Consider the following 20145-nt stretch of genomic DNA (forward strand, 5'->3'; position numbering starts at 1 on the left):
CTGACGCCGCGCGACGCGGCGCCCTGCGTCGAAACGACAACGCCGGAAGCGCTGTTGCGCTCCCGGCGTCGCCTTTACCCTCGTACCAAAGACGCGTGCGTCACGCCAGTGCGTGCACGCGCTCCATCGTTCCGCCTTCGTACAGCTTGCCGAAGCGGTTCGCGAGGAACGCCTTCAGCGAGACCTTCTCCTGCGGGATGAAACCGCTCTGCGGCAGCTTCTTTTCGCGGAACAGATCCAGCACCGCGCACATCGCGCCAGCCGTCGTGATCTGGATCGCGCTCATGTGCATCCCGCATACGTCCTTCGCGAAAATCTTGCGCGTGAATACGTCCTGCACGAGCTGGCCGTCCTTCACGCCCGTCACCGTGACGAACACGAGCACGACGTCCTGCTTCGTCGACGGCACCGCGCGGCGCATGATCGCCTTCAGCGTGTCGCGGTCGCTCGACAGGCGCAGGTCCTCGAGCAGGAACTGCACCAGCGCGCGGTGGCCCGGATAGCGGACGGACTTGTAGTCCAGCGACTCGACCTTGCCCGACAGCGTTTCGCACAGCGTGCCGAGGCCGCCCGACGTGTTGAACGCCTCGTATTCGGTGCCGTCGAGCGAGAAGTGCTCGAGGCCTTCGAGCGGCTGCACCCACTGCTTGCGGCCGTCGCGGATCGCTTCGCACGGCTGGCAGTATTCGTTGATCAGCCCGTCGACGCTCCAGGTCAGGTTGTACTTCAGCGCGTTCGTCGGATACTCGGGCAGCGCGCCGACGCGCATCTTCACGTCGCGCACTTCGCTGAAACCGTTCACGAGCTCGTGTGCGGCGATGCCGATGAAGCCCGGCGCCAGCCCGCATTGCGGCATGAACGCGTGGTCGGAGCCGTCGGCGAGTTCGCGGATCGCGTGGGTTGCGCGCACGTCCTCGGTCAGGTCGAAATAGTGCACGCCGGCCGCCTTCGCCGCCGCGGCGACGTTCACCGCGAGGTAGTACGGCAGCGCATTGACGAGCGCATCGAAGCCCTTCACGGCTTCGCGAATCGCATTGGCGTCGGCCGAATCGACCCGCTGCGTCGCGATGCCTTCACGCGAGAGCTTGGCAAGCGCATCGGCGTCGCGGTCGAATGCCACGACCTCGTAGTCGCCCGTTTCACGCAGCATGTGAGCAATGGTGTGACCGATCAGACCTGCGCCGACAATGGCGATTTTCATGCGCTTATCTCCTGATGATGGGTTTGGTGTTCGTGTACGGCGTCGAGCCATGAACACAGTTTAGGGACGCGCAAAATCAGTTCCAAGACGAAGAATGATGCGAAACGACCGATAAATTCGACTAATTGACGAATGGTTTCGCCGTTTCGACGAGATCGTATAAAAATCGCAGATATGTCGCCGGGCAAGCGGCTGGCGCGGGCGTTTGAAGCGAATGGGGGCGGGCTGAAGCCGCAATGCGGGACAGAGGCGAGACATCATGACGCGCGCCGACACGCGTTCGCCGCACCGATGCATGCGCGAAGAGGCCTGACATGACGCGACGCAATGCGCTCGTTGCGCGGGCGTCACGGAGAGAAACCGAGGAATAGCCGACGCAGCTCGACGTGACGCGTCGGTCCTGGCGTCGGTAGAGAGAATGAAGAAACATCGGGCACGGCCCGACATCACGCGCCGCAGCCGGCGTTACCGGCGAGAAACGAAGATACGGCCAGCACGACGGCGTACCGCGCCGCAGCCAGCGTCACCGGACCAAAGCGAAGAAACAGCCGGCACGAGCCGACGTAACACGCCGCAGCCGACGCCGCCGGCGAGAAACGAAGAAACAGCGAGCGCGACCCGACGTTACGCGCCGCGACAGACGCCATCCGAGACAAGCGAAGAAACGGCCAACGCGCCCCGACCTCCCCCCGCCGCGGCCCGCGTCACCAGAGGGAAACGAAGAAACACCCGGCGCAACGACCCACATCGCGCCACGGCGTCACGCATGAAGCACGCATGCGCCGCATCATCCACCGATGGTGCCGCGATCGATCTTGCGCGACAGGATGATCGACGTCGTCGTGCGCTCGACACCTTCGAGCGAGCCGATCTGGTCAAGCAGGTCGTTGAGCCGCTCCGGCGAATCGGCGCGCAGCCACGCGACATAGTCGTATTCGCCGCTCACCGCGCACAGCAGTTGCACTTCGGGCATCCGGTCCAGCTTGCGCAGCACGTCCTTGCCGAACTTCGGCGTGAGGATGATGCCGACGTACGCGTAGATGCTCGCGTCCAGCACGTCCTGCCCGAGCCGCACGCTGTAACCGGCGATCACGTTGCTGCGCTCGAGCCGCGCGATGCGCGCGACGACGGTCGTGCGGGCGACGTCGAGCTGTCGCGCGAGATCGGCGACGCTCGCGCGCGCATCGGCTTGCAGCAGCGCGACGAGTTGCCGGTCGAGATCGTCGAGTTGGTCGAGGCGAGGTGGACGCATGAGGCTGGGCCGGCGTGCAGCGCGCCGGCGAAATGGAACGTGACGCGATGATAGCGCCGAACCCGCGACCCGCCCACACGGCATGGCGCGGGAGCGGCTTCCCGATGTCGCACGCCGGCATGACGCGGCCGGCCCATCGCAGGTGTCGCAGGCAGCGCGATATGGCACGACGCCCCAACCGAACGCCCCCCGCCCCACCGTGCGCCCCACCAACATCGATTTCGACAAGTATCCGATGTAAGCAAGTGTCGCTTTCACTGCCGGGTTGCAGCCGACGTGCTACTAATATCGGGCGATGCGAGATGCGCGCCCGCGCCCGCTCGCACGACACCACCCCGGAGAGCCCATCATGAAGAAAATCTCGCTCACCCTTGCGATGCTCGCCGCGGCCGCCGGCGCCTTCGCGCAAAGCCAGCCGCAACCGGCCTCGATGCCCGCCGCGTCGGCGCCCAGCGCCGAACAGCGCGCCGCGCGCCACGAAGCACGCGTCGAGCAACGCATCAAGTACCTGCACGACCAGCTGAAGATCACCTCGGCGCAGGAGCCGCAATGGAAAACCTTCGCCGACACGATGCGCGAGAACGGCGACACGATGGGTCGCCTGTATCGCGAACGGATGGAAAGCCGCGACGTATCGGCGGTCGACGACATGAAGCAGTACGCGGCGCTCGCGCAAGCGAACGCGGACGGCGCGAAAAAGCTCGCCGACGCCTTCGCGCCGCTCTACGAGTCGTTCCCGGCCGACCAGAAGGCGCTGGCCGACACCACGTTCCGCAGTTGGCTGCACCACGGCGGCGCGCATCGCGGCAAGGGCAAGGCCGCGCCCCGGGAAGGCAAGGCAGCCGCCGCGCCGGCCGCCAGCGCGCCCGCGCAGCCTTGACACCCATCGCCACCGCGCGGCAGGCGCACGGCTGAACGGCCGCGCGCCTGCCGCTGCCGCCGGAACCGGCGCGTCACACGGCGCGCCGAATTCGGGATAAGCTCCCGGCTTTTCCCGCACTTCCCCCGCCATGCTCGAACTCAAGCACATCGATCTGCGTACCGACCCGCAGGCCCGTCGCGTCGTCAAGGACGAAACCGTCACGGTCGCATTCGCGCAGGCCGACGGCGAACTGATGAGCCTCGAAGGTCCGAACCGCTATGTCGCGGGCGACGCGCTGGTCACCGGCTCGACCGGCGACCGCTGGGTCGTGTCGCGCGAACGCTTCGACGTGAAGTATCTGCCCGCCGATCCGGCGCTCGCGCACGGCGCGCCCGGTGCATACCGCAACCGCCCGGCCGTCGTGCTGGCCCGCCGCATGGACGAGCCGTTCACGATCGCGCGCTCCGAAAACGGCGACACGCTGCGCGGCACCGCCGGCGACTGGGTCATGCAATACGCGCCCGGCGACTACGGCGTCGTGCAGGCACAGCGCTTCGCCCAGGTCTACCGCGACGCGTAACGCGTAACGCCCGACGCCGCACACTGGCTCCGCGCCGGCACGCCCGCGGCGTCCACCTTCACGCAAAGTCCTCGTCGAGTTCGAGTTCCGCATTGCGCTCGATCGCCTCGCCCGCCGCATGGCGTTCCTCGAGCGAACCGAGCATCGCTTCCGTGTACGCATGCAGCACCGCGTGGCTGCGCGCGCGCTGCATCGGCCTGAGCGCCAGATAGCGCGCCAGCGCGGCCGGCACGATGCGGATGTCGAGCGTCATGCGTTTCGGCGTCGAACCGAAGCGCATCGCGAGCCACTGCACGGACAAAAAGCGCCCGCGCTCGTCGCTGCTTTCGGTAAAGCGCGTCTGCTCGGGAAAAAGCTCGCAGATCACGCGCGCGAGCGCATCGAATTCGGCGCTCTGGCATTCGATCAGATAGTCGTCCATTCGCTCTCCCCCGTCAGGCCGCCGCACGCGGCGGCCGGCACGTTTTCATCAGCACGGCGACCAGCATCGCGGCCAGCACGAAATACACGGCCTCGAGCCAGCCGGCCGGCAGCGCCCGCACCTGGTACAGCAGCGCCGGCGCGAGCGCCAGCGCATGCAGCACGATCGCGAGCGGCAGCACGGTCGCACGCCCGGCGCGCACGCCGCGCCATACCAGCACCGACAGCGCCAGTTGCACGACGAACGCCGCGCAGCGCTCGAGCAGCAACAGCAGGATCGACTGGGCCGACAGCGTCGCGAGCATCACGTGCAGCCGCACGACGGTATCGCCCGGCAGGTCCGCGAGCTGCGTTTCGAGCTGTCCGCGGCTCGCCAGCCACGCGAGATACGACCACTGGCCCCACACGAGCACGCCGACGAACCACGCTTCGGCGCCGGCATGGCCGAGCCCGTAGCCGATGCCGCGTCCGTCGCCGGCCGACGCCCCATAGCGGCGGCTCAGGAAGCGCATCCCGACGTAGCGGCCGACCTCCTCGAACACGGCGCTCGAGAGCGCACCGTACGCGACGAACGCAAGCGGCTGCGTGAGCCAGCCGCCGTCGGGCGTGCGGCTCAGCACGAGGCCATGGAAGGCGCGTTCGACGATCATCGCGAACAGCGTGAAGACGGCGACGCCGACGATCGTGTCGCGGCGGTCGAGCGCAAGCGGCTTGCGCAGCATACGAAACAGCACGAACGGCAGCAGCGCGATGATCAGCGTGGCGGCGATCAGCAGCGCCAGCGTGACGGGGGCGACAGTCATGTATTTCCTTGTTCGGAGCAGCGCACCCGCTGCGCCGCGTGCCCGAATGATACTCAGCTTGCGGTCGACGCGCGCACGACCAGCTCGCCGCGCAGCAGCGCGACACGCGCGTCGCCGCCCGCGCCGTCGATGCGCTCGTGCACGAATTCGACGGCCTTGTAGCCGATCTCGTAGGTCGGCTGGCGAATCGTCGTGATGCCGATCAGCTCGGCCCACTCCGGGTCGTCGATCGACAGGAGCGCGGCCTTCTCCTGCCATGCCGGGCCGAAGCGCGCGCGCAGATGGCGCGCGATCGCGAGCGCGACCGGGCCGTTCGCCGCGAACAGCGCCGCGCGCGCACCGCGCCGCAATGCGTCGTCGACGCGCGCGTCGAGGTCGGCGAGCGCCGCCGCCGCGGTCGCGGGCTCGTTGAGGTCGAGCACGATCGTCGGCGGCACCGGCAGCCCGCGCGCGTCGAGCGCCGCGCGGAACGCGGCCTCGCGCAGACGCCGCGAGCTGACGCGCTCGAACGGCTGCACGATGAAATGGATCGCCTCGAAGCCGCGCGCGATCAGGTGCGCGAGCGCCGTCTCGATCGCGTCGGTGTTGTCGAGGCCGATCAGGTCGGCCTCGAAGCCCTCGACCGTCCGATCGACCAGCACGGCCGGGATGCCGCCGCCGCGCAGCGGGCGCAGCGCGTCTTCCTCGGCGCCCAGCGCGTTGACGATCAGCCCTTCGACGCGGTAGGTCGTGAGCAGCTGCAGGAAGCGCCGCTCCATCTCGACTTCATTCGCGGCGTGGCAGATCAGCGGCATGTAGCCGAGCGCGTGGCACGCGGCCTCGACGCCCTGCAGCACTTCGACGGTATACGGATTGGTGAGGTCGGCCGCGAGCATGCCGAGCAGCCGGTTGCGGCCGCGTTTCAGCCCGCGCGCCATCTGGTTCGGCCGGTAGTTCAGGCGGGCGATCGCCGCCTCGATCCGCTGGCGCAGATCGGCGGACAGCACGTGCGTCTCGCCGTTCAGATAGCGCGAAACGCTGGTCTTGCCCGTGCCGGCCTCGCGGGCGACGTCGCTGATCGTCGCCGGACGCTGCGTGGAAGGTTGCGAATCGCTCAAGTCGTGCCTCGCGACGTACGATCCGCGCCGCTTCGTCTGCGGACGGACCTTTGTTGTTGGATACGAAAGCCGCCCGGCCCGCGTCGCCGCGATCGTGCTGCGCGCTCGCCCGCTGCGGCCACCTGAACCGGATGGCGCCGGCCGCACCGGACCCGGCACGGATGCCCGTCGCACCACGCCGCCGGCCGCGCGGCCGGTTCGTCGATGCGACGAGCGGGCGATCATAACGCAGCCTGCCCTCCCGCACCAAGACCGCCGCCTCTATCCGCCCCCGCCGCCCCCGCCGGTCACGCGCCGGCGCTCACGCATGCGCGAGCGCGTCCGGATTGACGAGATTCGTACGCAGCGTGCCGGCCAGCGCGCCGACCAGGTTTTGCGCCGCGCAGCGCGCCATCGCATGACGCGTCTCGTGCGTCGCCGAGCCGATATGCGGCAGCGCGACGACGTTGCTCATCCGCAGCAGCGGCGAGTCGGCCGACAACGGCTCCTTCTCGAACACGTCGAGCCCCGCGCCGCGGATCGTACCCGCGCGCAGCGCGTCGATCAGCGCGGCCTCGTCGACCACCGGGCCGCGCGACGCGTTGATCAGGATCGCACCGCGCTTCATCTTCGCGAATTCGGCCGCGCCGATCAGATGATGCGTCTGCGGCGACAGCGGCACCTGCAGGCACACGAAATCCGCCTGTGCGAGCAGTTCGTCGAGCGTGACGCGCCGCGCGCCGTACTGCTGTTCCGCTTCGGCGTGCGCCGAACGGTTGGTGTACAGCACCTGCATCCGGAAGCCGAGCGCGGCGCGGCGTGCGACCGCGCCGCCGATGCGCCCGAGCCCGACGATGCCGAGCGTCTTGCCCTGCACGTCGGTGCCGTACAGTTCGGGGCCGATGCTGCGCTGCCAGTGCCCGGCCTTGACCCATTCCGCCAGCTCGACCACCCGGCGCGAGGACGCGAGGATCAGCGAGAACACGGTGTCGGCGGTCGATTCGGTCAGCACGTCGGGCGTGTGCGCGAGCACGATGCCGCGCCGCGTGAGATCGGCGACGTCGAAGTTGTCGTAGCCGACCGAGATCGTCGACCACGCCTTCAGCCGCGGCGCGCGATCGAGCATCTGCGGCGTGATCTTCAGGCTCGCGCCGATCGCGCCGTCCGCCTCGCCGAGTGCGTCGGCGAGCGCGTCGGCGCCGTCGGCCCGGATCACCTCGGCGTGCTCGCGCAGATACACGAGTACGTCATCGGGCAGCGGCTTGTACGCGACGATACGGGGCTTCATCGTTTTCATTTTCCTTGCAACGGCGTCGCGAGCGGATGCGCGTCGCGCGCCTGGGGTTTGACGGACAGCGTGAGGATCACCGCGGCGACCAGCGCGACGCTCATGAACGCATACGACGCGAGGGGCGAGCCGGTCGCGCCGTTCAGATAGCCGACGAAGTACGAGCCGACGAACGAGCCGAGCGCGCCCATGCTGTTGATCAGCGCCATCGCGCCGCCGGCGACGTTCTTCGGCAGCAGCTCCGGCACGATCGCGAAGAACGGGCCGTACGGCGCGTACATCGCGGCGCCGGCGACGACCAGCAGCGCGTACGAGATCCAGAAATGCGACGAGCCGAGCGCGTACGACGCGGCGAACGCGGCGGCCCCGACCAGCAGGAACGGCCAGACGAAGCCGCGCCGCGAGCCGACCTTGTCGGACGCCCACGATGCGACCAGCATCGCGATCGTCGCCGCGAGATACGGCAGCGCCGACAGCCAGCCGGTCGCGACCATCCCGAGCTCGGAACCGTTCTTGACGATCGACGGCAGCCACAGCACGAAGCCGTACACGCCGATGCTCCAGCAGAAATACTGCGCGCACAGCTTGATCACGGCCGGCGAGCGGAACGCTTCGCCGTAGTTGCGCACGGGCTTGATGGCCGCCTGCTCGGCCGCGAGCACCGCGGCGAGGTCGCGCTTTTCCTGCGCGCTGAGCCACGGCGAATCGGCCGGCTTGTCCTGCACGAGGAACCACCAGCACACGGCCCAGACGATCGCCGGCACGCCTTCGGCGATGAACATGTGGCGCCAGCCGAACTCGTGGACGAGATAACCGGACACGATCGACATCCACAGCACGGTCACCGGATTGCCGAGGATCAGGAAGGTGTTCGCGCGGGAGCGCTCGTTCTTCGTGAACCAGTTGCTGATGTAGATCAGCATCGCCGGCATCACCGCGGCCTCGACGACGCCGAGCACGAAGCGGATCGCCATCAGCGACGGGATGTTCGTGACCACGCCGGTGAGCGCCGCGCACGCGCCCCACAGCACGAGGCTCGCGAACACGAGCTTCTTCACGCTGCGGCGTTCCGCGTAGATCGCACCGGGAATCTGGAAGAAGAAATAGCCGAGGAAGAACAGCGCGCCGATCAGCGACGACAAGCCCTTGCTGACGCCGAGATCCTGGTTGATGCCGGCCGCTGCCGCGAACCCGTAGTTCGCGCGGTCGAGGTAAGCGAGGCTGTAGGTGATGAAGACGATCGGCATGATCGTCCACCAGCGTCGGACTGCAAGGTTGGCTGCCATCTGAGTGTCTCCTGGGGTGACCGGAGCGGGCCGGTCGCATACCGGCTCCGCTCCCGTCGTTCGGAAATCGACCGGCGTCGGCGCGGCGGCGCCGGGTCCAGCCTCATTCAAAACCGTGCTCTTGGCACGAAGTGGTTCCGCGGATCGGGCCGTGGCCGGCCTCTCATTGCGCGGTGACGGTTTCTTCCTGACGCTCGGCGTGCGCGGCGCCAGCGTCGGCGCCTTCGAGCCGATCGAGCGCCGCGCGGGTCGGCAAGCCTTCCGAGTCGCCGATCACCTGGATCGCCAGCGCGCCGATTCGGTTGCCGCGTGCGACCGCCTGCTCGATCGGCTTGCCCTCCAGCAGCGCGCTGACCACGCCGACCGCGAAGCCGTCGCCGGCGCCGACCGTATCGACGACGTTCGCGACGCGCTCGCCGGCCACCGTGCCCTCGCGGCCGTCGGCCGTGCGAAAGTATGCGCCGTCGGGGCCGAGCTTGATCACGACGCCGCGGGCGCCCTGCGCCAGATAGAAGCCGGCGATGTCGGCCGGCGCGTCGCGGCCGGTGAGCTGCTGCCCTTCGGCGAGGCCCGGCAGCACCCAGTCGGCGAGCGCGGCGAGCGCGTTCAGCGTGGTCGCCATCGCTTCCGCCGACGGCCACAGCGTCGGGCGCAGGTTCGGGTCGAACGAAATCGTCTTGCCGGCCGCCCGCATCTCGCGCGCGAGCTTGAACGCGAGCTCGCACGACGTCGCCGAGATCGCCGGCGCGACGCCAGTCAGATGCAGGTGCCGCGCGCCGAGCACGTAGTCGGCCACGTAGTCGTCGCAGCACAGATGGCTCGCGGCCGAGCCCTTGCGGAAATACTCGACGGTCGGGTCGCTGCCGTCGTCGTTGCGCGACTTCAGCTGGAAACCGGTCGGATACTGCGGATCGACGGTCACGCACGACGCGTCGATGCCTTCGCGCGCGAGCGTGTCGAGCACGTAGCCGCCGAACGAGTCGCGGCCCACGCGGCTCATCCAGCCGACGCGAAAGCCGAGCCGCGACAGCCCGATCGCGACGTTCAGGTCCGCCCCGGCGACGCGTTTCGTGAATTGCGTCGCGTGGGCGAGGTGGCCGGGCTCGGTGGCGACGAACATCGCCATCGCTTCGCCGTAGGTCACGACATCGAGTGCTGCTTTCATGAGTGAACTCCTCCGTATCCTGGCGGCGTCAGGCGGCCGCGAGCCACGCGACGCGCCGGCCGGCGTCGGCCGCCAGATCCGCCGCGTCGAACGGGAACTCGATGCCGCGCGGCGCGGTGTGCGGCAGCGCGGCCAGCACGTCCGCGACCAGCGCATCGCCGGGCGCCGGCGCCACTGCGAAGCGGCGCGCGCCTGCGCCGGCCACGGCCTTGCAATGAATGTATTCCACGTGCGGCGCGAGCGCATGCGCGCACGCGAGCGGCGCTTCGCCCGGCCACTGCCAGTTGCCGATGTCGAACGTCATGCCGAGCGCATCGGGCATGCCCGCGCCGCTCAGCGCAGCGAACAGCGCGCGGAACTGCGCGAGCGCGCCGCCCACCGGCAATTGGCCGTTCTCGACCACCACGCGGGCACGCGCGCCGTGCGACAGGGCAACGATGTCGGCCGCGTGCGCGTCGCCCGCGAAGCCGCCGAGCTGGAACTTGACGAAGCGCGCGCCGAGCGCGTCCGCTTCGACCAGCGTGTCGCGCAACGCGGCGGCATCGAGCGCACCGCTTTCCGTATACAGCGTGGCCGGCGTCGAGTAGACCGACCACAGCCCGTGCGCGGCCACCGCCACGCCGAGCTCGGCCAGCGCGTCGGGCGTCGCGTCCTCGTCCGCTACGAACAGCTCGCGGCGCACCTCGAAACCGCTCGCGCCGGACGCCGCCGCCGTCGCGATGAATGCCCGGTGGCCCTCGGTACGCACGCGGTCCATCCCGAATGCGCTCGCCACGATCACGATGTCTGCCATTTCTAACCTTTCAGCCCTTTTAAACCGGAATGGAACCGGTTCCATTTGCTTGAGACGGATGGTGCGCTTCGCTTCTCATGCACGCCATAGAGGAAATCCCTAAGCAACGGCTGCCGCGCGAAAGCGCGGTTCTGGACACGCATCGGGCGTTCCCGGAGAGCGTCCGGAGGCTGTTCGACCGGCTGGTCGCGCGCCTATCCGAGTGCCTATCCGAGTGCCTATCCGAGTGCCTGTCCGAACGCCCATCCCGACGCCTACCCGCCCGCCTCCCCGATGCACATCTCGAGAAACCGGCCGGCCACGCGCGACGGCGCGGCGCCGTGCGGCACCAGGATCGAGAAATGCCGCGTGAGCGGCGCGGGCGCGAGTGAGCGCGGCACCAGCGCCGCATCCTCGTGCCGCAACGACATCGCGGAGACGAAGCCGACGCCCATTCCCGCGCGCACGGCCTCCTTGACGGCCTCGACGCCCGCGATCTCGAACGCGACGCGCATCGGCGCGCCGCTTTGCGCGAACGCGCGTTCGACCAGTTGCCGCACGCCCGAGCCCTCCTCGCGCAGCACGAGCGGATGGGCGGCGAGCGCCGCGAGCGGCACGCCATCGTCGTACGCGGCGGCCGCCAGCGGATGACCGGCCGGCACCACCGCGACGATCTCGTCCTCCTGCCACGCGTGCATGGCGGTGCCGGGCGGCAGCGCGTCGCCGGGCGGCCCCTCGATCATCGCGATGTCGAGCGACGCGAGCGCGGCCACCACGTCCGCCGTGTTGCCGCTCATCGTGTGGATCGCGACGCGCGGCGCGCGCGGCTGGAACGCGGCGATCAGATACGGCAGCAGATAGCTCGCGGGCGTCGTGCTCGCGCCGATGCGCAGCGTGCCGGCGTCGAGCCCGCGCACCGCGTCGCGAAACGCGCGCGCCTGCGCGAACGTGTCGCGCTGCGCGTTCGCGTACTGCGCGAGCTGCTCGCCCACCGGCGTCAGGCGGATGCCGCGGCCGTCGCGCTGGTACAGCGGCTCGCCGAATTCGTCCTGCAGCACGCGCAACTGCCCCGACACCGCAGGCTGCGACAGATGCAGCGCGACGGCCGCGCGGCTGATGTTCAGATGCTCGGCGACGGCCGCGAAAGTTATCAGTTGATCCGGGGTCATGGACGTGAATTATCGGCTCTCCAGATAGTTTATGTCACAAATCACAATTTTTCATATCGATATAACCAAACTAGGATTAGGCCATCGCAATCAGTTGCTGCCGGTGCCTCATGTCGACTGCCACGCATTCCCCTGTGTCCCCCGCCGCGCCGACGATGCGCGGCCAGTTGAACGGCGTGCTGTTCGTCGCGCTGTTCGCCGCCGCCGTCACGAGCCTCGCCGAACTGCCGACGATCGCGTCGCTCGGCCTGTCGCCGCTGATCGTCGGCATCGTCGCCGGTGCCCTGTATGGCAACGCGCTGCGCGACGGCATGCCCGCGAGCTGGGCGGCCGGCGTCAATTTTTCCGCGCGCAAGCTGCTGCGCATCGCGGTCGCGTTCTTCGGCCTGCGCGTGAGCCTGCAGGAAATCGCGCAGGTCGGCCTGCCGGGGCTGACGGTGTCGGTGCTGGTCGTCGTCAGCACGCTCGCGATCGGCACCTGGGTCGGCATGAAGGTGATGAAGCTCGATCGCGACGCCGCGCTGCTGACCGCCGCCGGCAGCGCGATCTGCGGCGCGGCCGCGGTGCTCGCGTTCGAATCGACGCTGCAGTCGAAGCCGCACCAGAGCGCGATGGCCGTCGGCAGCGTCGTGCTGTTCGGCACGCTGTCGATGTTCCTGTACCCGCTCGCGTACCACGCCGGCTTGCTGAACCTCGACCCGGCCGGCCTCGGCCTGTTCTTCGGCGGCACGATCCACGAGGTCGCGCAGGTGGTCGGCGCGGCCAGCGACATCAGCCCGGAAGTCACGCACGTCGCGACCATCGTCAAGATGACCCGCGTGATGCTGCTGGTGCCCGTGCTGCTCGCGCTCGGCTGGTGGCTGGCCCGCTCGGCACGTTCGGCCCGCGCGAGCGACGGCGCCCACGGCAAGCGCAAGGTGGCCGTGCCGTGGTTCGCGCTCGGCTTCCTCGGCTTCGTGATCGTCAACTCGCTGAACGTGCTGCCCGCGAGCGCCACCCACACGCTGAACGTGCTCGACACCTTCGCGCTGACGATGGCGATGACCGCGCTCGGCATCGAGACGCGCGTGTCGCAGATTCGCGAGGCCGGCCCGCGGGCGCTGACCACCGGCCTGATCCTCTACGTGTGGCTGATCGTCGGCGGTTACGGCATCACGTGGGCCGTGCAGCACTGGCTTGGCTGATCCGCGTCCACGCCGCCGCGCACTGCGCCGCGCCCGCCGGGGGAACCCGCGGGCGCGGCGCAGTGCTATGCTTCGCGTCGTTTTCCTTCCTCCTCTTCCTCTCCGTCTTTCAGCCGTGCTCTCGTTCCTGCTGAAACTGCGCACGCGCGCGCAGAAGCTGTTTCGCCTGTCCGACGCTCATACGATGCTGATCTGGTCGGCCATCGTCGGCGTCGGCGGCGCATTTGCGACGATGGCCTTCCGCGAAGGCATCGACCTGATGCAACGCTTGATCGCCGGGCACAGCGGCAGCTTCGTGCAGATGGCACGCAGCCTGCCGTGGTACGTGCGTTTCTGGATGCCGGCGGCGGGCGGCTTCCTCGCCGGCTGCGTGCTGCTGCTCGCGACGCGCAGCGACCGCAAGGCCGGCAACACCGACTACATGGAGGCCGTCGCGCTCGGCGACGGCGTCGTGCCGGTGCGCCAGAGCCTGTGGCGCAGCGTGTCGTCGCTGCTGACGATCGGCAGCGGCGGCTCGATCGGCCGCGAAGGCCCGATGGTGCAGCTCGCCGCGCTCGCCGCGTCGCTGGTCGGCCGCTTCGTGCACTTCGACCCGCCGCGCCTGCGCCTGCTGGTCGCCTGCGGCGCGGCGGCCGGCATCACGTCCGCATACAATGCGCCGATCGCCGGCGCGTTCTTCATCTCCGAAATCGTGCTCGGCACGATCGCGATGGAGAGCTTCGGGCCGATGGTGGTCGCCTCGGTGGTCGCGAACATCGTGATGCGCGAATTCGCCGGCTACCGGCCGCCGTACGAGATGCCGGTGTTCCCGGCCGTGACCGGCCCCGAGGTGCTGCTGTTCGTGGTGCTCGGCTCGCTGTGCGGCGTGCTCGCGCCGCAGTTCCTGCATCTGCTCGACGCGTCGAAGCGCCAGTTCAAGCGGATGCCCGTGCCGCTGCCGGTGCGGCTCGCGCTCGGCGGGCTCGTGGTCGGCGTGATCTCGGTGTGGATTCCCGACGTGTGGGGCAACGGCTACAGCGTCGTGAACCACATCCTCCATTCGCCGTGGACCTGGCAGGCGCTCGTCGCGGTGCTGGTGTTCAAGGTGGTCGCGACGGCCGCGACCGCCGGCTCGGGCGCGGTCGGCGGCGTGTTCACGCCGACGCTGTTCGTCGGCGCGGTGTTCGGCTCGCTGTTCGGGCTCGCGATGAACGGGCTGTGGCCGGGCCACACGTCCGCGTATTTCGCCTATGCGATGGTCGGCATGGGCGCGTTCCTGGCCGGCGCGACGCAGGCGCCGCTGATGGCGATCCTGATGATCTTCGAGATGACGCTGAGCTATCAGGTCGTGCTGCCGCTGCTGGTGTCGTGCGTGTTCGCCTACTTCGTCGCGCGCGCGACCGGCACGACGTCGATGTACGAAATCACGCTGCGCCATCATCAGGACGCGCAGGAACGGCTGCGGCTGCGCACCACGCAGATGCGCGAGCTGATCCAGCCCGCGCAGACGGTCGTGCCGCTCACCGCGAGCGTCGCCGACATGACGCGCGTGTTCCTCGAATATCCGGTGAAGTACCTGTACGTGACCGACGACGCCGGGCGCTTTCGCGGCGCGGTCGCGCTGAAGGACATCACGTCCGACCTGCTCGAGAAGCGCGACACGACCGACAAGACGGCCGCCCACTACGCGCATACGCCGTTTCCGCTGCTCACGCCGGACATGCCGCTCGCGACGGCGCTCGAACGCTTCATGGCGTTCAAGGGCGAACGGTTGCCGGTGATCGAGAGCGAGGCCGAGCCGCTGCTTGCCGGGGTGGTCTACAAGACGTCGCTGCTCGACGCGTACCGGCGGATGACCGGCGAGCGCTGACCGGCGCGGCGGTGCGCGCCGCGCGAGCCATCCGGGTTATCCGCGCTGTCCAGCAGCCCGCTCGAGCCCTTCACGCCGGCCTGCCGCTCGAGCCGTGACTCGAACGGATCGCCGAAGCCTCGAAGCACATCAAGCCAGATCCCGCCCCAGCGAGCCGCCTCCGGCCCCATCAGTCCGGCGCGCGCCCCAGCACGACTCTCGCGAAGAAGCCGCCCAGCACAGCTTCGGCCGCATCGGCCGACACGTGCTGCGGATCGGCCGTGTAATACGACTGCACGCCGTCGCACAGACACATCAGCCCGAACGCGAGCGTCTCGGCGGGCAGCAGCAGCGGCGTGCCCGCGCGCTCGGCGAAGCGCTGGATGAATTCGGCCATCTGCAGCCGCTTGCCGTGCAGGAACTGGTTGAAGCGCACGCGAAACTTCGCGTCGCGCGCCGCCTGCAGCTTCGCCTCGCCCCACAGCAGCGAATACTCGTCGTCGCGAAAGAGCGTCCGGTAGTACGCGAGCGCCATCGATTCCATCTGCTCGCGCGGCCCGCCTTCGTCGAAGATCGCCTCGAAATCGGCGCGCACCGAATCGTGATCGCGTTCGAGCAACTCGAGCAGCAGATCCGACTTGCTGCGGAAATTCGAATAGAACGCGCCGCGCGTGTAGCCGGCCGCCGCCGCGATGTCCTCGACGCTCGCGGCGACATAGCCTTTCTTCTGAAAAATCCGGTGCGCGGCAGTCAGCAGACGCTCGCGCGTCTGATCCCTGCTCTGCTCGCGAGTTAAGCGCTGTGGTTTCATGGCGCGAAGTCTAGCACCAACCCCCGTTCGGATTCAGCTTTGCATTCAGATACAACTGTGTATTAGAATCCGCGACAGTCTCCGAACGACCTCGTTCGCCGTTGTCCGTGCGCGCCTATGCCGGCGCCACTCGGGGCAAGCGCGCCGCGCTTGCCGGCCTCGTTCCGCTGTCACCTGCTCTGGGGGTTTCGTGATTCGCTCCGGTTCCCGCGCCGCGCTGCTCGTCGGCGCCGCGCTCGTCCTCGCCGCCTGTCATCCAAAGGAAGCCGCCGCGCCCGCGCCGCGCCCGGTCGTCACGCTGACCGCGCACGCCGACGGCGCGGCCGTCGCCGCCACGCTGCCCGGCGAAATCCAGCCGCGCTATGCGACGCCGCTGTCGTTCCGCATCGCCGGCAAGATCATCGAGCGCAAGGTGCGGCTCGGCGATATGGTGAAGGCCGGCCAGATCGTCGCGCTGCTCGATCCGTCCGACGTCGAGAAGAACGTCGCCAGCGCGCAGGCGCAGCTCGATGCGGCGTCGCACACGTACGCGTTCGCGAAGCAGCAGCTCGACCGCGATCGCGCGCAGGCGCGCGAGAACCTGATCGCGACCGCGCAGCTCGAGCAGACCGAGAACAGCTATGCGTCGGCACTCGCGCAGCGCGATCAGGCGCAGCAGCAGCTCGCCCTCGCGAAGAACCAGCTGCGCTATGCGACGCTCGCCGCCGATCACGCGGGCACCATCACCGCCGAGCAGGCCGACACCGGCCAGAACGTGTCGGCCGGCCAGGCCGTCTACCAGCTCGCATGGTCGGGCGACGTCGACGTCGTCAGCGACGTGCCCGAAACCGCGCTCGCCTCGCTCGCACCGGGCCATGCGGCGAGCGTCACGCTGCCGTCGCTGCCCGGCCGCAGCTTCACCGCGAAGGTGCGCGAGATCGCGCCGGCCGCCGATCCGCAAAGCCGCACCTACCGCGTGAAGCTCACGCTGGCGTCGCCCGATCCGGCCGTGCGCCTCGGCATGACCGCGAACGTCGCGTTCGACGGCGCGCCGGCTGCCTCGGGCGCGCCGACCGTCACGCTGCCCGCGACCGCGCTGTTCCATGACGGCCCGCGGCCGGCCGTGTGGGTCGTGCGCAGCGGCAACGACACGCTCGAGCTGCGCCGCGTCGACGTCGCGCGCTTCGGCGAGCGCACCGTCACCGTGTCGCGCGGGCTGCAGCCGGGCGAGCGCGTCGTCGTGCAAGGCGTGCATACGGTCAGCGCCGGCGAGAAGGTGCGGCCGGTCGCGCCGCTGCACGCGGAGGACTTCGCATCATGAGCGGCCCTCGCGAAGAAGGCCGCTTCAACCTGTCGGCATGGGCGCTGCGCCATCAGGCGCTGGTGGTCTACCTGATCGCGCTCGCGACGCTCGCGGGCATCCTCGCCTACACGCGGCTCGCGCAATCGGAAGACCCGCCGTTCACGTTCCGCGTGATGGTGATCCGCACGTTCTGGCCCGGCGCGAGCGCGCGGCAGGTGCAGGAACAGGTGACCGACCGGATCGGCCGCAAGCTGCAGGAAACGCCGGCCATCGACTTCCTGCGCAGCTACTCGCGCCCCGGCGAATCGCTGCTGTTCTTCACGATGAAGGACTCGGCGCCCGTGAAGGACGTGCCCGAGACCTGGTACCAGATCCGCAAGAAGATCGGCGACATCGGCTATACGCTGCCGCCCGGCGTGCAGGGGCCGTTCTTCAACGACGAGTTCGGCGACGTCTACACCAACATCTGGACGCTCGAAGGCGACGGCTTCACGCCCGCGCAGCTGCACGACTATGCGGATCAGCTGCGCACCGTGCTGCTGCGCGTGCCGGGCGTCGGCAAGGTCGACTACTTCGGCGACCCGGACCAGCGCATCTTCATCGAGGTGAACAACGCGCAGCTCACGCGCCTGGGCATCTCGCCGCAGCAGCTCGGGCAGGCGCTCAACGCGCAGAACGACATCTCGTCGAGCGGCGTGCTGACGACCGCCGACGATCGCGTGTTCGTGCGTCCGAGCGGCCAGTTCGACAACGTCGCCGCGATCGCCGACACGCTGGTGCGCATCAACGGCCGCACGTTCCGCCTCGGCGATCTCGCGACCGTCACGCGCGGCTACGACGATCCGCAGGTCACGCAGATGCGCGCGAACGGCCGCGCGGTGCTCGGCATCGGCGTGACGATGCAGCCGGGCGGCGACGTGATCCGGCTCGGCCGCGCGCTCGACGCGGAATCTAAACAGTTGCAGGCGCAACTGCCCGCGGGGCTGAAGCTCACCGAGGTGTCGAGCATGCCGCAGGCGGTCTCGCATTCGGTCGACGACTTCCTCGAGGCCGTCGCCGAAGCCGTGGCGATCGTGCTGGTCGTGAGCCTCGTGTCGCTCGGGCTGCGCACCGGGATGGTCGTCGTGATCTCGATCCCGGTCGTGCTCGCGGTGACCGCGCTGTTCATGTACCTGTTCGACATCGGCCTGCACAAGGTGTCGCTCGGCACGCTCGTGCTCGCGCTCGGGCTGCTGGTCGACGACGCGATCATCGCGGTCGAGATGATGGCGGTGAAGCTCGAACAGGGCTACAGCCGCGCGCGCGCCGCCGCGTTCGCGTACACCAGCACCGCGTTTCCGATGCTGACGGGCACGCTCGTCACGGTGTCGGGCTTCCTGCCGATCGCGCTCGCGAAGTCGAGCACCGGCGAGTACACGCGCTCGATCTTCGAGGTGTCGGCGATCGCGCTGATCGCGTCGTGGTTCGCGGCCGTCGTGCTGATTCCGCTGCTCGGCTATCACCTGCTGCCCGAGCGCAAGAAGCACGCGCACGAAGCGCATCTGCCTGACGATCACGAGCACGACATCTACGACACGCGCTTCTACGCGCGGCTGCGCGGCTGGATCGACTGGTGCATCGAGCGGCGCTTCGTCGTGCTGCTGATCACCGGCGTGCTGTTCGTCGTCGCGCTGATGGGCTTCACGCTGGTGCCGCAGCAGTTCTTCCCGAGCTCCGATCGCCCCGAGCTGCTGATCGATCTGCGGCTGCCCGAAGGCGCGTCGTTCGCGGCGACGCTGCGCGAGACGCAGCGCCTCGAGAAGGTGCTCGACAAGCGGCCCGAGATCGACCATGCGGTGAACTTCGTCGGCAGCGGCGCGCCGCGCTTCTACCTGCCGCTCGACCAGCAGTTGCAGTTGCCGAACTTCGCGCAGTTCGTCGTCACCGCGAAATCGGTCGAGGCGCGCGAGAAGCTCGCGAACTGGCTCGAGACGACGCTGCGCGACCAGTTCCCGAGCGTGCGCTGGCGTCTGTCGCGCCTCGAGAACGGGCCGCCGGTCGGCTACCCGGTGCAGTTCCGCGTGAGCGGCAGCGACATCGCGACGGTGCGCGCGATCGCCGAGAAGGTCGCGGCGACGATGCGCGGCGACGCGCGCACGGTGCACGTGCAGTTCGACTGGGACGAGCCGGCCGAGCGCTCGGTGCGCTTCGAGCTCGACCAGAAGAAGGCGCGCGAGCTGAACGTGACGTCGCAGGACGTGTCGAGCTTCCTCGCGATGACGCTGTCCGGCACGACCGTCACGCAGTACCGCGAGCGCGACAAGCTGATCGCGGTCGACCTGCGCGCGCCGCGCGCCGATCGCGTCGATCCGGCGAAGCTCGCGGGCCTCGCGCTGCCGACCCCGAACGGCCCGGTGCCGCTCGGCTCGCTCGGCCGCTTCACGCCGACGCTCGAATACGGCGTGGTATGGGAGCGCGACCGCCAGCCGACCATCACCGTGCAGTCCGACGTGCAGGCCGGCGCCCAGGGCATCGACGTCACGCATGCGATCGACGGCAAGCTCGACGCGCTGCGCGCGCAATTGCCGGTCGGCTATCAGATCAACATCGGCGGCTCGGTCGAGGAAAGCGCGAAGGCGCAGAGCTCGATCAACGCGCAGATGCCGTTGATGGCGATCGCCGTGTTCACGCTGCTGATGATCCAGCTGCAGAGCTTCTCGCGCGTGCTGATGGTCGTGCTCACCGCGCCGCTCGGCTTGATCGGCGTGGTCGGCACGCTGCTGCTGTTCGGCCAGCCGTTCGGCTTCGTCGCGATGCTCGGCGTGATCGCGATGTTCGGGATCATCATGCGCAACTCGGTGATCCTGGTCGACCAGATCGAGCAGGACATCGCCGCCGGCCACGGACGCTTCGACGCGATCGTCGGCGCGACGGTGCGGCGCTTCCGCCCGATCACGCTGACGGCCGCCGCCGCCGTGCTCGCGCTGATCCCGCTGCTGCGCTCGAACTTCTTCGGGCCGATGGCGACCGCGCTGATGGGCGGCATCACGAGCGCGACCGTGCTGACGCTGTTCTACCTGCCCGCGCTGTATGCCACGTGGTTCCGCGTCAAGCGCGACGAACGCGACCCGCGCGACGGGCCGCCGCACGACGGCGGCGCCGCAGCCGCACCGTCGGGAGCCTGATC

General features: G+C 69.1%; 17 protein-coding genes. 6 read left to right on the forward strand and 11 right to left on the reverse strand.

From position 1 onward, the window contains the following. Positions 1-100 precede the first annotated feature (100 nt). Both EX20_RS07670 and EX20_RS07680 read right to left on the reverse strand, forming a co-directional pair. Positions 101-1201, reverse strand: a complete 1101-nt coding sequence (locus EX20_RS07670; protein WP_011884898.1) for a saccharopine dehydrogenase family protein — start codon at positions 1199-1201, stop codon at positions 101-103. 787 nt (positions 1202-1988) lie between these two features. Beyond that, entirely contained in the window at positions 1989-2453 is a 465-nt protein-coding gene (locus EX20_RS07680) for an Lrp/AsnC family transcriptional regulator (RefSeq protein ID WP_034193148.1), read from the reverse strand. Positions 2454-2802: 349 nt separating this feature from the next. On the opposite strand from EX20_RS07680, the gene EX20_RS07685 reads away from it, so the two are divergent. Together EX20_RS07685 and EX20_RS07690 are read left to right on the forward strand one after the other, a co-directional pair. Continuing rightward, positions 2803-3333 carry a Spy/CpxP family protein refolding chaperone gene (locus EX20_RS07685; RefSeq protein ID WP_011884900.1) on the forward strand — a complete coding sequence of 177 codons (531 nt, stop codon included), beginning with the start codon at positions 2803-2805 and terminating at the stop codon, positions 3331-3333. A 130-nt stretch (positions 3334-3463) separates the two neighbouring features. Then, a complete protein-coding gene (locus EX20_RS07690) occupies positions 3464-3895 on the forward strand; it encodes a PGDYG domain-containing protein (protein WP_034193149.1) in 432 nt (143 codons plus the stop codon). Positions 3896-3953: 58 nt separating this feature from the next. On the opposite strand, the gene EX20_RS07695 is transcribed toward EX20_RS07690, so the two are convergent. From EX20_RS07695 to EX20_RS07730, 8 genes are all read right to left on the reverse strand, one after another. Further along, complete coding sequence (locus EX20_RS07695) at positions 3954-4316, reverse strand: DUF3022 domain-containing protein (protein ID WP_011884902.1); 363 nt, start codon at positions 4314-4316, stop codon at positions 3954-3956. A gap of 13 nt (positions 4317-4329) precedes the next feature. Then, positions 4330-5118 (reverse strand): YhfC family intramembrane metalloprotease, encoded by a 789-nt coding sequence (locus EX20_RS07700; protein ID WP_034193150.1) that lies wholly within the window; start codon positions 5116-5118, stop codon positions 4330-4332. Positions 5119-5171: 53 nt separating this feature from the next. Then, entirely contained in the window at positions 5172-6215 is a 1044-nt protein-coding gene (locus EX20_RS07705; protein ID WP_011884904.1) for a LacI family DNA-binding transcriptional regulator, read from the reverse strand. 301 nt (positions 6216-6516) lie between these two features. Then, positions 6517-7482, reverse strand: a complete 966-nt coding sequence (locus EX20_RS07710; RefSeq protein WP_014723068.1) for a bifunctional glyoxylate/hydroxypyruvate reductase B — start codon at positions 7480-7482, stop codon at positions 6517-6519. Between the two features lie 5 nt (positions 7483-7487). Beyond that, positions 7488-8768, reverse strand: a complete 1281-nt coding sequence (locus tag EX20_RS07715; RefSeq protein WP_011884906.1) for an MFS transporter — start codon at positions 8766-8768, stop codon at positions 7488-7490. Positions 8769-8931: 163 nt separating this feature from the next. Then, positions 8932-9933 carry a sugar kinase gene (locus EX20_RS07720; protein ID WP_011884907.1) on the reverse strand — a complete coding sequence of 334 codons (1002 nt, stop codon included), beginning with the start codon at positions 9931-9933 and terminating at the stop codon, positions 8932-8934. Positions 9934-9961: 28 nt separating this feature from the next. Beyond that, a complete protein-coding gene (locus tag EX20_RS07725) occupies positions 9962-10726 on the reverse strand; it encodes a xylose isomerase (protein ID WP_034193151.1) in 765 nt (254 codons plus the stop codon). Between the two features lie 254 nt (positions 10727-10980). Beyond that, a complete protein-coding gene (locus tag EX20_RS07730) occupies positions 10981-11874 on the reverse strand; it encodes a LysR family transcriptional regulator (protein WP_011884909.1) in 894 nt (297 codons plus the stop codon). Positions 11875-11984: 110 nt separating this feature from the next. Here EX20_RS07730 and EX20_RS07735 point away from each other — a divergent pair, with 110 nt between their 5' ends. Together EX20_RS07735 and EX20_RS07740 are read left to right on the forward strand one after the other, a co-directional pair. Then, complete coding sequence (locus tag EX20_RS07735; RefSeq protein WP_051974406.1) at positions 11985-13058, forward strand: YeiH family protein; 1074 nt, start codon at positions 11985-11987, stop codon at positions 13056-13058. Between the two features lie 115 nt (positions 13059-13173). Continuing rightward, entirely contained in the window at positions 13174-14907 is a 1734-nt protein-coding gene (locus EX20_RS07740) for a ClcB-like voltage-gated chloride channel protein (RefSeq protein WP_034193153.1), read from the forward strand. A gap of 169 nt (positions 14908-15076) precedes the next feature. Here EX20_RS07740 and EX20_RS07745 read toward each other — a convergent pair whose 3' ends face one another. After that, positions 15077-15697, reverse strand: coding sequence for a TetR/AcrR family transcriptional regulator (locus EX20_RS07745; RefSeq protein WP_011884912.1), 621 nt, complete (start codon positions 15695-15697; stop codon positions 15077-15079). Positions 15698-15887: 190 nt separating this feature from the next. Here EX20_RS07745 and EX20_RS07750 point away from each other — a divergent pair, with 190 nt between their 5' ends. Further along, the gene (locus EX20_RS07750; protein ID WP_011884913.1) at positions 15888-16997 is read left to right on the forward strand and encodes an efflux RND transporter periplasmic adaptor subunit; all 1110 of its coding nucleotides are present in this window, start codon (positions 15888-15890) and stop codon (positions 16995-16997) included. Further along, entirely contained in the window at positions 16994-20143 is a 3150-nt protein-coding gene (locus tag EX20_RS07755) for an efflux RND transporter permease subunit (RefSeq protein ID WP_011884914.1), read from the forward strand. Before EX20_RS07750 ends, EX20_RS07755 begins: the two co-directional genes overlap by 4 nt. The last annotated feature ends 2 nt before the right edge of the window (positions 20144-20145 follow it).

Origin of the sequence: Burkholderia sp. WP42 (genome assembly GCF_000745665.1) — a bacterium.
Taxonomy (GTDB): Bacteria; Pseudomonadota; Gammaproteobacteria; order Burkholderiales; family Burkholderiaceae; genus Burkholderia; species Burkholderia vietnamiensis.

Excerpts from the sequence above, each read along its gene's own strand:
- EX20_RS07670 (WP_011884898.1), bottom strand. The coding sequence starts at position 1,201 with ATGAAAATCGCCATTGTCGGCGCAGGTCTGATCGGTCACACCATTGCT.
- EX20_RS07695 (WP_011884902.1), bottom strand. The coding sequence starts at position 4,316 with ATGGACGACTATCTGATCGAATGCCAGAGCGCCGAATTCGATGCGCTC.
- EX20_RS07700 (WP_034193150.1), bottom strand. The coding sequence starts at position 5,118 with ATGACTGTCGCCCCCGTCACGCTGGCGCTGCTGATCGCCGCCACGCTG.
- EX20_RS07745 (WP_011884912.1), bottom strand. The coding sequence starts at position 15,697 with ATGAAACCACAGCGCTTAACTCGCGAGCAGAGCAGGGATCAGACGCGC.
- EX20_RS07730 (WP_011884909.1), bottom strand. The coding sequence starts at position 11,874 with ATGACCCCGGATCAACTGATAACTTTCGCGGCCGTCGCCGAGCATCTG.
- EX20_RS07680 (WP_034193148.1), bottom strand. The coding sequence starts at position 2,453 with ATGCGTCCACCTCGCCTCGACCAACTCGACGATCTCGACCGGCAACTC.
- EX20_RS07690 (WP_034193149.1), top strand. The coding sequence starts at position 3,464 with ATGCTCGAACTCAAGCACATCGATCTGCGTACCGACCCGCAGGCCCGT.
- EX20_RS07725 (WP_034193151.1), bottom strand. The coding sequence starts at position 10,726 with ATGGCAGACATCGTGATCGTGGCGAGCGCATTCGGGATGGACCGCGTG.
- EX20_RS07755 (WP_011884914.1), top strand. The coding sequence starts at position 16,994 with ATGAGCGGCCCTCGCGAAGAAGGCCGCTTCAACCTGTCGGCATGGGCG.
- EX20_RS07735 (WP_051974406.1), top strand. The coding sequence starts at position 11,985 with ATGTCGACTGCCACGCATTCCCCTGTGTCCCCCGCCGCGCCGACGATG.
- EX20_RS07685 (WP_011884900.1), top strand. The coding sequence starts at position 2,803 with ATGAAGAAAATCTCGCTCACCCTTGCGATGCTCGCCGCGGCCGCCGGC.
- EX20_RS07710 (WP_014723068.1), bottom strand. The coding sequence starts at position 7,482 with ATGAAGCCCCGTATCGTCGCGTACAAGCCGCTGCCCGATGACGTACTC.
- EX20_RS07720 (WP_011884907.1), bottom strand. The coding sequence starts at position 9,933 with ATGAAAGCAGCACTCGATGTCGTGACCTACGGCGAAGCGATGGCGATG.
- EX20_RS07715 (WP_011884906.1), bottom strand. The coding sequence starts at position 8,768 with ATGGCAGCCAACCTTGCAGTCCGACGCTGGTGGACGATCATGCCGATC.